This window comes from Mycoplasma sp. 1012, assembly GCF_054343455.1.
In genome coordinates this window covers 1-15006 of record NZ_JBTGVG010000023.1, presented here as the reverse complement: position 1 = coordinate 15006, position 15006 = coordinate 1, and the positions used below count along the sequence as shown (strand labels likewise).

The following is a 15006-nucleotide window of genomic DNA, read 5'->3' as shown; positions in this document are numbered from 1 at the left end:
CCCATACTTTAAATTTTACTTTAAAGTGGTGCACTTGATCTTACAATTAAGCAAACCAGTTAAATAAAAACTGGTTTTTTTGCATCTATAAGCCGCGTTCTGTACTTTATAAAAGTGTCAATTATTTATCTAGATTTAAAACCTCTTTATTTTTTTTCATTTCAAAAAATAAAGTTCCCCTACCTTAATTTGGGTTTCTAGCTCATGGAGTTTACCGCGTTTCACCTTAATTTAATAAGCTCGTCTCTGTGGCACTTGTCGTCTAAGCTTGGATTTATTAGATCCAACATGAACACTACTATCATCTCAGATAGTGCTAGCGCGGACTTTCCTCTACAATATATTTGCAGCAATTGACCAATGCTATATTATTTTAGCAAAATAAAAGCATTTTTCCTATTTTTTTCCTTTTTTTGACTTTTATCTCAAAAAAAGAAATATTTAATATGGTTAAGAAAAGAAAAAAATTTTTTATATCTTCCTTGTTGCTTTTTTCCTTGGTTTTGGTTGGTGGAGTTTCTTTCTTTATTTATAAGCAACAAAACAAGAAAAATTTCTTAAAAAAAGAAAAAGTTCTTTTAGAAATTTCAGGAGCTGTTTCATATCAAGGCGGATTATTTTTCGATAAAGGGGTTAAGTTAAGAGATGTTTTATTTAAATTTAATTTAAAACCTAATGCAGATATTAAAAAAATAAATCTTGAAGAAAAAATTATTGAAAATAAAAAAATTTTTATTCCTTTTATTGATTATAAAACAAAGAAAAAAATTAATAAAGTTACAGAAGAAGAGTTTAAAAAAGTTGGTATAAGAATGAATATAATAAAAAAAATAATACTTTTTTTAAAAGATAAAGATACAGAAAAACTAAAATGGGAAGATTTTTTAAAAATAAATGGATTAGGTGAAAAAACTCTAAAAATTCTGCAAGAAGAGTTTGAGATTTAATTTTATTAATTATATTTATTATTTTTCTTCAAATAAGTTTCACTTTTTTAAATTATTTATTTTTATTTTTTAATTTAATCATTTTTATATATTTTTTAAACATAAAATCAAAACTTTACATAACCTTTTTAATTTTATTTACCATTTACTTTTTTATTTTATTTTTTAGTCAAAATAGTGAAAAAAAGACTTTTGTAATTGAAAAAAATAATATTCAATTTTATAAATTATCGAAAAAAAGTTTCTTTTTTGATTTTGAATCTAGAAAAGTGCTTATTAATTATCCTGATATACAGGAAAATGCTTTATATAATGCAAAATTAGAAATAGCAAAAATTGAAAATAATAACGAAAAATTAAGTTGAAATTTATTCTTAAAATCTAAAAACATTTTATACAAAGTTCAAAAAGTGTTGTATTTAAATTTTCAAGAAAAACATTTTTCTTTTTTAGATAATATAAAACAATATATACTAAGTGGTAAAGAAAATTATGCAAAAATTGTTCCAATGCTTTTGATTGGAGAAAAAACAAATGAATCTAATGAAATAGTTAAAATTATTAAAGATTTATCTATTTATCATCTATTTGTTATTTCGGGATTTCATATTGGTTTAATAAATCTTTTCATTAAGAAAATTTTTAATTTTTTAAAAATTAAAGAAATCTGATTTTTTATTTTTTTCTTTTTCTTTTGTTTTGTCTATTTAATGATTTTAGATTTTTCAATTTCAAGTGTACGTGCTTTTGTTTTTATAATTTTTAATTATATAAATTTAAAATTATTGAAAAATAAATTTAATAGAATTGAAATTTTAATATTCATAGCTTTAATTTTTATAATTATAAATATTAATGTTATTTTTTCTGTCTCCTTTATATTAACTTTTTTAATAACTTTAAATATTCTTTTTATTTTAGAGTTTAAAATAAAAAATAAATTTCTTAATATTTTATTAATTTCAATTAGCAGCAACATTATCGGTTTTTTAATTATAAACATCGTAGATTTAACACATTACAATATTTTATCTATATTAAATTCAGTAGTTTTCAGTCCTATTATTTCAATTCTTTATATTTTTTCCTTTATATTTATTTGAAATAAGGAGATACTAGACTTTATTTCGTTGGTATTTATTTATATAGTTAAATGATTTTATCCTTATCAATATTATGTAAATTTAAATTTTTCTTTTATAATATCATTAATTGTTATTTGTAATTATTTTTTAATTTTAAATATTATCAATTTTAAAAAAAATAAAGAAAAGGAGTAAAAATGTATTTTTTTTATGGTAATGAACAGTTTTTAATAAATAGAGAAATAAAAAAAATTATTTCCAAATTACCAAACTACAAAATCACAATTTGTTCTGGAATTTCTTTTGATCAATTGCTTGAAAAAATAGATTCTAAAGACATTTTTATTAATGAAGAAGTTTTAGTAATAAAAGATACTGATTTATTTTTCAATCCAGAAGTAAATAAATTAATAGATTTATTAAATTCCATAAAAACAAATAAAGAAAAAGTAATTATTTTTAGTTGTTTTTTTGAAAAAAAAGAGAGAAAAATAATAAATTCACCACTCTTTAAATTTTTATTGTCAAATTCTTTCCATAAAGAATTAAATAAAATAGATATTAAAGAAAAAAATGAATATATCAAAAAAATAATAAAAGCTAAAAAGGGAGAAATTTCAGAATTAGATTTAATATATTTAGCATCACTTTTACCAAATGACTTAATGTTTATTTCAAAAGAAATTGATAAATTGCTAATTTATAATACAGTAATTACTAAAACAAGTATTCAAAAATTGGTTTTTTTAACTGATCTAGACAATGATTTTGCATTAATAAATTCCTTATCAAATTTGAATATAGAGGAAATTTGAAAGGTTTATAAAGAAAAAACACTTGAAGGTTTTTCAATAAATAATTTAATTGGTCAAATATTTTCTTTTTTTAATGTTTTATTTCAAGTTATTCATTTTGACAATAAAAAAATTAGTGAAAAAGAACTTGCTGAGAAAATAAAAATTCATCCTTTTAGAATTAAAAAAGCAAAAGAATTTTTAAAAAATAATAGAAAAGATGAAAAGTATGTTTTTAACATAATTAAAAAATTATCTGAATTAGATTTTTTAATAAAATCAGGAAAAATGCAAGAAAAGGAAGGTTTTGAAACATTTTTAATTTATTTATAATTTTTAAACAAATTAAAATATAATTATTATTATAATGAGAAGCGAAATAAGAAAAAATTATTATGAAATATTAAATACAAAATTTTATGATTCAACATCTTCAGGTGTTGGGGATTATAAAGGGATATCTTCTAAAGTATCCTATTTTTCAGAATTAGGAATCGATGAAATAATCATTCCTTCTATTTTAGATAACTATGAAGAAATTAAAGATCCAAAATTTATTAAAATCCATTATGGAGATATTTTAGATTTAAAAGAAATGATAAGCATTTTTAAATCTAGAGATATAAAAGTAAATATGGTTTTTGATTTTAAAAAATCTGATAAATATTTTGAAAATTTTAGCAATTATAAAACAATTTATAGTAGCAAAAATAAAGAAGATTTACAGGAAATTAGTAAAACTTCTGAGTTTATAATGAAAAAAGATGTAACTAAAGTTATTGATCTAGAATGATTAAGAACTGAAAAAAAAGAAAAATTTAAAGAAATTATTAATTTTTACAATCAATTGGGAATTGATGGCATAGTTTTTAAAAATATTTTATATATTAATAAACCAGAAATTAATTATAATGAAAATTCTCATATTATAATTAATGACTTAATTGAAAATATAAAACTAATTAATAACAAAATTAAAATTTTTGCTTCTTTAGATTTTTCCTTTTATAAACATAATTTAGAGACAAATATTTTATCAAATTTTAAATTTGATGAATTATTTTTAGATTATTATTCAGAATACTGACTTCACAAAAAATATCCAAATGATTATTTAACTAAGTATAATTGATTAAAAAACATCCTTTTTTTTATAAAAATATTGAAAACTAATATAAAAACTTCTTTTGTAATGAATAATGAATTTTATGGGAGAATAGCATCTAGACTTTGTGCTTGCAAAGACAAAGAAGAAATGCTTGCTTTTAAGAAAATGATTTTTTCTGTTTTTATTTTAAATAATCATAATAATTATTTTTTTCAAGGAGATGAAATCGGTCAGGAAAATATTATCTTCAAAAGCGAAGATGAACTAAATGAAAAAGATTTTAGTTATAGAAAAAGATTTTTAGAATACAAAGGAGTTACACCGGAATCTTATTTTAATGTTAGATCAAAGTTAAGTGCTAAAAATAATAATACATCTTTTGCTTGATTTGGAAATAAAGGGCTTGGATTTAATAAAAATGAAATAAATTATTTCAAAAAACCTGAAAATTATAAAAGTAATAATTTATATGATAATTTTACTAATGAAGAGTCTTTATGAAATTGAATTATTAAATTACTAAAATTTAAAAAATTATTTTTTAGCGATTTTGATAGTTCTAAAAATTTAAAAATTTCTTTAAATTTTCCAAGCATTTCAATTTTAAAATATAAAATTAATTTTATTAGAACTGAAATATTAATTCTTATTAATTTAACAAATAAAAACAAGTGATCAATCTTAAATTTAGAAAAATATAAATTAAAATATTCAAGTTCAAACTTGAAAGTAAATAATAAAAATAATATTAAGTTATCAAAATATCAAGTTTTAATTTTTGAAAGGGAAAAATATTAAAAATATAAAAATTTAAGCAAAATAGGCTTAAATTTAATATTTTTTATTATAATAGTGTTTATTATGGCAAGAGTTATTGTAGGATTATCTGGTGGAGTAGATTCATCGGTAGCAGCTCACTTATTAAAGGAGCAAGGTCATGAAGTTATTGGTGTATTTATGAGAAATTGAGATTCATTAATAAATAATGATATTTTAGGAAATGACTATAATCAAGAACAATGTCCGCAAGAAAATGATTGAGCAGATGCTCAAGAAGTTGCAAAAAAACTGAATATACCAATATATAGAAAAGACTTTATTGAAGAATATTGAGAATATGTTTTTCAAGACTTTATTGAACAATATAAAAAAGGGAGAACTCCAAATCCTGATATTTTATGTAATAAATATATAAAATTTGACAAATTTTTAAATTTTGTTTTACAAGAATTTGAAGCCGATTTTATTGCTACAGGTCATTATGCAAAATCAAAAAATGGTTTTTTATTTAGATCAAAGGATAAAGAAAAAGATCAAACTTATTTTTTAGCTCAATTAAATAATTTTCAAATTTCTAAAACATTATTTCCACTTGCAAATTTAGAGAAAAAAGAAGTTAGAAATATTGCAGAAAAATTAGGTCTAATTACAGCCAAAAAGAAAGATTCTACAGGAATTTGCTTTATCGGAGAAAGGAATTTTCAAGATTTCTTGCAAAATTACATCCCTTCTCAACCGGGACAAATTGTTGATATAAGAAATAATAAGGTTGTTGGTGAACACATAGGTGCTATGTATTATACTTTAGGACAAAGAAAAGGGTTGCATCTTGGTGGTATGAAAGAACCTTTCTTTGTTGTCGGTCATAATATAGAAAAAAAGATTATTTATGTGGCTCCAGCATCAGAAAAAGAATGATTAATATCAGATAAATTAAAAGCAACTAATTTAAATTTAAATAATTGAGATTTTAATATGAATAACATCACAGCTAAATTCAGATATAGACAAGAAGACATTCCGGTTACAATAGAAATATCTGAAAATAAAGAAAATATAACTGTTTTTTATCCGCAAGGTTCTGAAGCTGTAACTCCTGGGCAACAAGTAGTATTTTACGATGGCGAAAAATGTCTTGGAGGAGCAATTATAGACAAAATATACAGAAAAAACAAGGAAATTGATTATTTATAATAAAGGAGATAAAATGTTAACATCAAAAGAAATAAGAGAAAAATGATTAAGATTTTTTGAATCAAAAGATCATTTAATTGTAGAAACAAAATCATTAGTCCCAGTTAATGATCCTTCTTTGTTGTGAATAAATTCAGGTGTAGCAACTTTAAAAGATTATTTTTCAGGAAAGAAAATACCGCCAAAAAATCGTTTAACTAACTCTCAAAAATCACTAAGAACCAATGATATAGAAAACGTGGGTTATACCACAAGACATCATACAATGTTTGAAATGTTAGGTAATTTTTCAATTGGTGATTATTTTAAAGAAGAAGCAATAGAATATGCATATGAATTTTTAACCAAATGCTTAAATTTTGATTTAAAAAAATTATATTTCACATACTTTGAAGAAGATGAAATTACTAAAAATAAATGAATATCTTTAGGAATTGATGAATCTCATATTATCAAAGGAACAAGAAAAACTAACTTTTGAGATATTGGTTCAGGTCCTTGTGGTCCATGTACTGAGATTTTTTTTGATAGAGGTGAAAAATTTGATTCAAGAGGAATTGAATTATTAAAAGAAGATATCGAAAATGATAGATATATAGAAATTTGAAATATCGTTTTTTCTCAATTTAATAATGATGGTGAAAACAACTATACAGAGTTAGCACAAAAAAATATTGATACAGGAGCTGGTTTTGAAAGATTGGTATCAATTTTACAAGATGCTCCAACTAATTTTGATACAGACTTATTTTTACCAATTATTAAAGAAGTTGAAAAAATGACTTCTTATAAATATGATTCAAATAACTATTTTATTAAAAACAAAGAAGTAGAATTTTTTAATATAAAATTTAAAATTATTGCAGATCATATAAGAGCTGTTGTTAATGCTATAAATGATGGAGTAAAACCATCAAACGTTTCTCGTGGTTATATAATTAGAAGGTTAATTAGAAGATCTTATAGAGCTGGTTTACAACTTGGAATCAAAGAAAAAACCTTTTTATATAAATTAACTCAAATTGTTAAAGATACTTTACCATATGAAATTGATGTTAAAAAAGTAGAAACAATTATAAAACATGAAGAAATGTTATTCTCTCAAACTATCGAACAAGGACAAAAACTTTTAGATCAAGAATTAGAAAAAAATAAAGGAAATTTTGATTTTTCAGTAGCTTTTAAATTGTTTGAAACATATGGATTTCCGATTGAATTAACTCAAGAAATCCTTCAAGAAAAAGGCGTATCACTTGATATTTCTCAATTTGATAAATATAAAAAGGAACATGCTGATATTTCTCGTGGAGAGAAAAAACAAGGGATGAAAAAAGTTATAAATTCTTTAAATTTAATTAAAGGCAAAATATCTGAATTTGTCGGTTATGAAAATAGCGAAATAAAAGCAAAAATTAAGTTTTTAGCTTCTTCTGAAAAAGAAATTGATTTTACTTCTGATGAAGATTTAAGTTATGTTATTTTTGATAAAACTGTTTTCTATGCAACTGGCGGTGGTCAAAAACATGATCAAGGATTTATCAAACAAGATAACAACATAATTAAAGTAATAGAAGTTTTTAAAGATAAATTTCAAAACAATGTCCATGTTATAAAAGGAAAATTAAATAAAAAATCAGAAGCAGAATTATTTATTGATAAAGATAATAGAGCAAATTTAGAAAGAAATCATTCAAGTACTCACTTATTATTCAAGTCATTAAGAGAACAATATGGAATGTTTATTAAGCAGTTAGGTTCAGATAATAATGAAAATAGATTAACATTTGATTTCCCATTAGATAAAAAGTCATCAGAAAAAGAAATTGATGAAATCGAGAATAGAGTTATTTCTTACATTAAAAGTTCAGTTGATAGAAGATATTTAGAAACTTCTATAAAAGAAGCAGAAAAAATGAATGCTATAATGACGCTTGAAGAAGCTGAATATATGGATAAAAATAATGTTAGACTTGTTGAATTCAAAAACATTACTACCGATTTATGTGGTGGAACCCATATTTGTAATACAAGTTTAATAGAAGATTTTAAAATTGTATCAGTAGAAAATAAAGGAACTGGGATTTTTAGAATTAAAGCCATAACATCAAATAAAATGATTTCTAAATATTTTGAGCAAGAAATTGGTAAGAATCAAGAAATTTATAATAATTTATGTCATAAAATTCAAAAAATAGAACCAAATTATAAAATAACTGATTTTGAAAATAACGGAGATAGAGAAACACTTAAAAAAGTAAATGAATTAATTGAAAAAGCAAGAGAAGATTTTAAAAATATATCTAAAACTTCACAAAATATTGACATAAATTTAGATATAAACCCAATAGAAATTAATAATAAAAAATATTATATAAATTTAAATTTAGAAGCAAGCACAATAAAAAATTTAGCAGCTAGTTTAAGAGAAAACAATCCAGAAATAACATTTATTTTAGGTTCTGCAAAAAATGAAAAATTACTATTAACTATAAGTTCAAAAATAGAAGATTGTAAAGAATTATTTAATAAAATTTTAAAATTTGTAAAAGGTTCTGGTGGTGGAAGTTCAATTTTAGCTCAAGGAAATATAGAAAATAATTTAGATTCAGAGAAAAATATAATTTCTATATTGAAAAATTAAATGAACAAGAGAAAATTAGCATTAGACTTAGGAACTAAAACATGTGGTTTTGCAATAAGTGATCCATTTAACATTTTAGCAACTGGACTTGAAAATTTTAGGTTTGAAGAAAATGATTTTGATAAAGTAGTTAAAAGAATAAGTGAATATTTAAATGAATATGAAATTGATACATTTGTATTAGGTTATCCACTCAAAATGACAGGAAACAAAAGTGAAAGAACTATTATGGTTGAGAATTTTAAAGTCATATTAGAAAAAACTTTTCTTTTACCTGTGATTTTAATTGACGAAAGAGAAACAACAAAAAAAGCTGAAGAAATAATGATTTCAGCAGGCATATCAAGAAAAAAAAGAAAAAAAAGTAAAGATAAATTAGCAGCACAACTAATTTTAGAAGATTATTTGATAAGGTTATAATATGAAAATAGATTTAAATGATAAAAGTAGAAAAACAGAATTAATGTTTACTGATGAAACAGGGAAAGAAATTTCCCAAAAAATAACAATGTTGTTTTCTAATGATGTTGTTGGGGAAAATTTAATATTTTTCTTAGATGAAGAAAACTCTATAAATGTTTTGAAATTTGACGAAGATAAAGGAATTTATAGCAATTTAGAAGAAGATGAATATGATATTGCTAATTCTATTTTTGATGATTTCATTGAAGAAAATAAAGAAAATTTCTATTTAAATGATACTAAAATAGACATATTTAAATTTCTTTCATATGAACTAGAAGAGGAATAATATGGAAATTTGAAAAATTATTCTAATTACTTCTATGTTTGTTGTTTTATTTATAGGATTTTTAATTTATTTTATTTTAAAAATTTATACAAATAAAGAAATTCAAAAATATAAAGAAGAAAATAAAAAGTTCGAAGTAGAAAATAAACATTTTCTTAAAGAAGAAATTCAAGAAGAAATAAAAGATGCTACAGAGTGAATGGTAGAAGAATTTGAATTTTTTATGAATACTATTGATGCAAATAATTACAAAAATTTACTTTTTGTTGAAGAAAAAGGTTTTTTATTTTATGTAGTTAATAAACAACTTCAAAATTTAAATTCCTTTTTAAGCAGTTCCAAAATAAATGACTTGCAAAAGAGATTTAATATGAATATTAATAATTTTAATATTGATTCTTTAGATTCTTGCTCATTAGATTTTGTTTTCATAGATACAGCAAATATTAATGATAAAATTGAATGAGATAAAATGCTTTCTTTATTAAAAGAAAACAGAATGCTTGTTTTGAAAACAAATAAAAAAAGTTTCACAAAAGAAATCAAAGAATTTGTTAAAAATAAAAATTTAAAACATAACTATATAAAAATTTCTAATACTTTTTTATTAATAGTTATTTAATTTGGTAAAATTGAATATAAATTGGAGGCAAAATGAAGAAAAAAAACGATAATGAAATTTTACTAACACAAGAGCGTTTAAACCAATTTAAAGAAGAATTACACAATCTTATTAATGTTGAAAGACCTAAAGTAATTGAAGATATTAAAGATGCTAGAAATCAAGGTGACCTTTCTGAAAACGCTGAATATGATGCAGCAAGAGAAAAGCAAGGATTACTTGAAGCAAGAATAACAGAATTAGAACATATTATTTCAAAAGCTAAAGTAATTGTTGAAGTTGAAAAAAATAATGTAGTTTCTGTTGGTTCAAAAGTTAAATTAAGAATTTTTGAAGCAAAAAATAAAGAAAATGAAGGAAATATTATTGAAGTACAAATCGTAGGTTCTTTGGATGCTAATCCTGAAGAATTAAAAATTTCCAATATAACACCATTAGCTTTAGCTGTTTTAAATCATTCAGTTGGTGAAAAAGTTGATGTGGATGCTCCTGATAAATATTCAGTTGAAATTTTAGAAATTTCAAAATAAAAGTTAGTTAGAAATAAAAGAGAAATTTTACTCTAACTAACTTTTTTATTCAAAAAGGCGTTTTAAAAACAAATGGTGGCTCATATCGGACTTGAACCGATATGCAATCTCTTGCGGGAGGTTTTGAATCTCCTGTGTCTACCATTTCACCAATGAGCCAATAATAAAAATTATACATAAAAAGAGTGAAAAATGGAAAAAAATAAAAAGAAAAATAAAAAAGGACTTTTTTGGTTGGGAATATCTTCTATAATAGCAATCCCGGTTATTTCAATAGTTGTTGGTTCCTATTTCATTATAAAAAATAGTTATGATGACTTCATAAACAACAACGATGGAAACAACACTAAAATTCAAAATAATGGTGTTGATAATTTTATAGCCATTGAAGCAAAAAGTGGTTTAGATGAAATATTACCAAGTGAAATTTCAAAACCAGATAATATTTCATATTTAAGAAGTTATTTAAGTTATAGAATAAAACCGAATATAGAAACCACAGATATTTTAGAAAAATTTGATATTGATTTAGAAGAAGTACCAAATAGTGCAGATGACTTTAATGGAACAATTAAAGTTAAAATGACAAGCAAGTATAAAAGAACAGAAACTATCGCAGGAGAAAAAGAATTTATAGTTTCTGGTTTTAAATCTACAAAAGTAGGAGACATCAGATTTAAAACAAGAATTAATAATGCTTTACAAAATTTATCTTTAACAAGATTACAAGAGTTATCTTCAATAAATCATAATTCCCTTACATCTGAAAACTTTTTAGATTATTTTACTTTAGATGATGCCAAATTTAATATTCAAACAAACTCATCAACAAAAACTAAAGAAATAATTTTAAAAGAAAATGAAAATTATAAAGCAAAAATAGTGGTTCTCAATAATACTTATAATCCTATTACAAAGAAAATAAGCATAATTTTCACTCTTACTCATTCTTCATTTCCTGATTATTCTTACGGAAAAGTTATAACTATTGATAATGTTTCTTTTAAAGATAATCAAGAAATATTGAATAAAAAAACCATTTTATTTAATGAAAATGTAAGTGATTATTTTAAATTAAATAAAAATGCTAATGATATTTTTCCTTCTGTAATCTCTGCTGCAAAAATTACTAATTTTAACCAAATTTTTAATTTAAATAACAATATAAATTTTAATGAATTTGGTTTTAAAATATTGACTCAGACACTTGATGATCAAGATGGCAATATAGATATTCTTATAACTGAAAAAAATTCAAAAATCCAAAAAGTATTTAATTTTAAAGTATTTAATTTTAATACAATAAGTTCCAAAATTTTTGAATTTACAAAAATTAATAAAAATTATATAAATAAATCATACAATATAGAAACTAAACAAGATTTAGTAGTAAGTAGTTTAAATTCTAGTGATAAAACCTTAAGATACGAAACTATAGGTGATAAAATTCAGAACTTTTTTGAAAGCAATGAATTTAAAAACAGATTTTCTCCTTTTGGAGCAGATTATTCTAAATTCTTTTATTCAACTTCTTCAAAATTTGAAATTTTTAATAAAAGCTTAAATTTTGTAATTAAAAATTGAAATGGTGATGAAAATAGGTTATATATTCCTTTTGAAGGAAACCCTTCTGACAAAAATAATATTGCTGTTGACTTTCCAGAAAATGGACAAATTAAAAGCAAAGAAGAAATTTTAGATGATTTAAAATCTAGAACATTATCCATTCATTATATTGTTAATGACAATGCTAAAACTTCAAGAGTTATAAGTGGGACAGCTTGAATTTTTGATAAAGAAAAAAATACCAATACATATTATTTAGCTACTAATATACATGTGGTTTCTGATTTATTAAAATATAAAGATAAAGTTTCTTCATTTGCTTATAGTTATAATTCAAAATATAGAAGTTTACCTCATATAAATACCCCTATTACACCTAGTGGAGTTTCATATTCACAAGTATTTAGAAGATTTGATCGTAAAATAAATGAACCTTATGCTTACAACATTAATAAATCACCTTACATAACAAAAGAAGCAGAAGAATTTTGAAAACATTTAGAAATCATTCCATTAGGAGAAAATTCTCCAGAAAAAGGCAAATATACAGATTTTGCCCTTATAAAAGTAACTTTTCCAGAAGATAAGGTTGTAAGAAATATATTTAATAAACCTACTTATGTAGAACAATTTAAACCAGATCAAGCTAAATATTACGATGAACACAAATTAAATTTTTTAATAACAGACAGAATTGACTTTCCTAAATCAGTTAATAGTGAAAATAACTTATTACCTTTACCAATGGAACTAACATTTGCTGGTTATTTAGGTGGTGATGAATATGTAGAAGTTAGTCAATCACCATATTTAAAATATGATAATGATAGCTACAGAATTCAAGAAATTGATAATAAAAAATATACTTCTCTCAAAGAAAATATTCATTTACCTGGTATTTATAGTGGTCATGGAATGAGTGGTTCTCTTGTATTAAATCAATTTGGGCAAGTTGTAGGTATTTTTTGAGGTGGATATTTTGGAGATGAAAATGAAAAAGGATTATCCTTTGGAACAGGAATTATAGATACAATTTCTATAAAAAGAAATAATCAAAAAACAGTTTTAAGAAAATGATTAGATCAAACCAAAAATATAGTAACAGATTTAGATGATATAGATGCAAAGGTAAAATATTAAAATATGGAAGAATTAGTATTAGAAGTTAAATATAAAGAAAGAATCGATAAATATATTAGTGATAATTCTGATATTTCTAGAAATGATGCAAAAGAATTAATTTTAGGCAAAAACGTCTATATAAATGATGAAATATTAGTTTTAAAACCTAATTTTATCGTTTTTGAAAATCAAAAAATTTATATAAAGGAAATTCCTGTAAAAGAAATTAATGTTGAACCAGAAAAAATGGACTTAAATATTATTTATGAAGACGATGATTTAATTGTTATTAATAAACCAACGGGTATGGTTGTTCATCCTGCTCCTGGGAATTTAAAAGGAACTTTAGTAAATGGACTATTATATTATTTTAATAATAATTTATCAAATATTAATGGACAAATGCGACCAGGAATTTTACACAGAATAGATAAAGACACATCAGGTTTATTGATTGTTGCTAAAAATAACAAAAGTCATTCCTTTTTAGCAGAACAGTTAAAAAATCACTTAATCAAAAGGAAATATAAAGCTATTGTTGAAGGTTTTATTTCCAATGAAATAATGCACATAAATTTACCAATTGGTAGAGACCCACTTCATCGCCAAAAAATGACTGTAATTAAACAAAATTCGAAAGAAGCAATTACACATGTGTTTTTAGAAAAACTTTTTACTTATAATCAAAAAAACTTTTCTTTAATAAGATGTGAACTAGAAACAGGAAGAACTCACCAAATTAGAGTACATATGGCATATATTAAAAACCCAGTATATGGAGACCCACTATATGGAAAGAAAGTTGATGAATTTAACCAAAGATTACATGCTTATGAAATAGAATTTACCCATCCTAATGGCAAAAAAATGATTTTTAATGCACCACTGCCAAAAGAATTTGAAATTAGCAATTAAAGATAATGATTGCCAAATTTTAAATAAAATGGTATAATATTCACAAAAGGAGACTAAATGATTTTAAAACCAGAAAAAACACTTCAAGAACTATGAGATGAAAAAGATAAATATAAAAATAGCTTATGATTTTTTAGTAGTATATTAATCTTAATGATTATTCTTTCATCTGCTTTATTTGTAGTGACAGCTATTTTTTATAGTAATTATTCACAAGAAGAAAATACAACTTTCGCTAGTTTTCTACAAACAATTTTAATTTTTTCAGTAACTTCTACTTTTTTAATTTCTATAGTTACTTTTTTATTTTTCAATTCATTTACAAAAATAAACAAGAATAAAAACTTTTCTTTTCTTGGTGGATTAAACCTTTTATCTTTTTATTTAATTTGAATTTTAATTTGATTTGTAAGTTTATTGATAAGAGAACCAATAATAAGAAATGCAGCAAATACTAAAAGTTTTATTTTTATAACACCAATAATTTTATTTACAATATTAGCAGTATTTTCACTAATTATGTGATATCCATGAAAACTTTTAAGATCAATTCAAAGATCTTTTGTTTTAGCCTATCAATATGAACAATTTCAAAAATTTACACAAAATTTTGATTTAAATGCAATTTTAAAAGATTTTCAAAAACAAAATATTTATCCTAATGAAAATATAAAAGAACCTTTAAATAAAGAAGGACAAACTGTTGAAGTCACAAAAGAAGAACAAGATCCAAAAAAAGAAGAATTAAAACAAAAATTATCTAAATTAGATAAAGCACAATTAGTCAAAATAGCAGAAAAATTGCAAATTTCAGGTGTTGATTCTTTAAGTAAAGAAGAACTAATTAAGATAATAGTTAGATTAAGTTAAACAGAAAAAAATTCCATCAAAGTGGAAGGTAGTGTAAGATATTTTGTGTAAATTTCTCTTGCTTACTTTTTAGTAAGAGAT

At 22.5% G+C, this 15006-nt stretch carries 13 protein-coding genes, 1 tRNA gene and 1 other RNA gene; 13 read left to right on the top strand and 2 right to left on the bottom strand.

Features of this window, described 5'->3' with window-relative positions; all coding sequences use genetic code 4:
• Positions 1–83 precede the first annotated feature (83 nt).
• An RNA gene (gene rnpB / locus ACXX89_RS03350) (RNase P RNA component class B) lies at positions 84–365 on the bottom strand.
• 81 nt (positions 366–446) lie between these two features.
• Here rnpB and ACXX89_RS03345 point away from each other — a divergent pair.
• Genes ACXX89_RS03345 through greA form a run of 10 tightly spaced genes read left to right on the top strand, consistent with a single transcriptional unit; the run spans position 447 to position 10452 of the window.
• On the top strand, positions 447–947 hold the full coding sequence (locus ACXX89_RS03345; RefSeq protein WP_458557657.1) for an MAG0490 family ComEA-like DNA-binding protein: 501 nt from the start codon (positions 447–449) through the stop codon (positions 945–947).
• The gene (locus ACXX89_RS03340; RefSeq protein WP_458557656.1) at positions 872–2227 is read left to right on the top strand and encodes an MAG0480 family ComEC-like protein; all 1356 of its coding nucleotides are present in this window, start codon (positions 872–874) and stop codon (positions 2225–2227) included. Before ACXX89_RS03345 ends, ACXX89_RS03340 begins: the two co-directional genes overlap by 76 nt.
• 2 nt (positions 2228–2229) lie before the next feature.
• Positions 2230–3159 carry a DNA polymerase III subunit delta gene (gene holA, locus ACXX89_RS03335; RefSeq protein WP_458557655.1) on the top strand — a complete coding sequence of 310 codons (930 nt, stop codon included), beginning with the start codon at positions 2230–2232 and terminating at the stop codon, positions 3157–3159.
• 34 nt (positions 3160–3193) lie between these two features.
• The gene (locus ACXX89_RS03330; protein WP_458557654.1) at positions 3194–4732 is read left to right on the top strand and encodes an alpha-amylase family glycosyl hydrolase; all 1539 of its coding nucleotides are present in this window, start codon (positions 3194–3196) and stop codon (positions 4730–4732) included.
• 60 nt (positions 4733–4792) lie between these two features.
• On the top strand, positions 4793–5908 hold the full coding sequence (gene mnmA / locus ACXX89_RS03325; RefSeq protein WP_458557658.1) for a tRNA 2-thiouridine(34) synthase MnmA: 1116 nt from the start codon (positions 4793–4795) through the stop codon (positions 5906–5908).
• Between the two features lie 13 nt (positions 5909–5921).
• On the top strand, positions 5922–8549 hold the full coding sequence (gene alaS, locus ACXX89_RS03320; RefSeq protein WP_458557653.1) for an alanine--tRNA ligase: 2628 nt from the start codon (positions 5922–5924) through the stop codon (positions 8547–8549).
• The gene (gene ruvX, locus ACXX89_RS03315; protein ID WP_436359070.1) at positions 8550–8969 is read left to right on the top strand and encodes a Holliday junction resolvase RuvX; all 420 of its coding nucleotides are present in this window, start codon (positions 8550–8552) and stop codon (positions 8967–8969) included.
• A 1-nt stretch (position 8970) separates the two neighbouring features.
• Positions 8971–9300, top strand: a complete 330-nt coding sequence (locus ACXX89_RS03310; protein WP_458557652.1) for a hypothetical protein — start codon at positions 8971–8973, stop codon at positions 9298–9300.
• A gap of 1 nt (position 9301) precedes the next feature.
• Entirely contained in the window at positions 9302–9922 is a 621-nt protein-coding gene (locus tag ACXX89_RS03305) for a BC85_0335 family putative methyltransferase (protein ID WP_436359072.1), read from the top strand.
• 32 nt (positions 9923–9954) lie between these two features.
• A complete protein-coding gene (gene greA, locus ACXX89_RS03300) occupies positions 9955–10452 on the top strand; it encodes a transcription elongation factor GreA (protein ID WP_436359073.1) in 498 nt (165 codons plus the stop codon).
• Positions 10453–10525: 73 nt separating this feature from the next.
• Here the strand turns inward: greA and ACXX89_RS03295 are convergent.
• Positions 10526–10611 (bottom strand) — tRNA-Leu (locus ACXX89_RS03295).
• Between the two features lie 33 nt (positions 10612–10644).
• On the opposite strand from ACXX89_RS03295, the gene ACXX89_RS03290 reads away from it, so the two are divergent.
• Genes ACXX89_RS03290 through ACXX89_RS03280 form a run of 3 tightly spaced genes read left to right on the top strand, consistent with a single transcriptional unit; the run spans position 10645 to position 14925 of the window.
• A complete protein-coding gene (locus ACXX89_RS03290; protein WP_458557651.1) occupies positions 10645–13158 on the top strand; it encodes a DUF31 family putative serine protease in 2514 nt (837 codons plus the stop codon).
• Positions 13159–13161: 3 nt separating this feature from the next.
• Complete coding sequence (locus ACXX89_RS03285) at positions 13162–14055, top strand: RluA family pseudouridine synthase (protein WP_436359075.1); 894 nt, start codon at positions 13162–13164, stop codon at positions 14053–14055.
• 57 nt (positions 14056–14112) lie between these two features.
• The gene (locus tag ACXX89_RS03280) at positions 14113–14925 is read left to right on the top strand and encodes a hypothetical protein (protein WP_458557650.1); all 813 of its coding nucleotides are present in this window, start codon (positions 14113–14115) and stop codon (positions 14923–14925) included.
• The last annotated feature ends 81 nt before the right edge of the window (positions 14926–15006 follow it).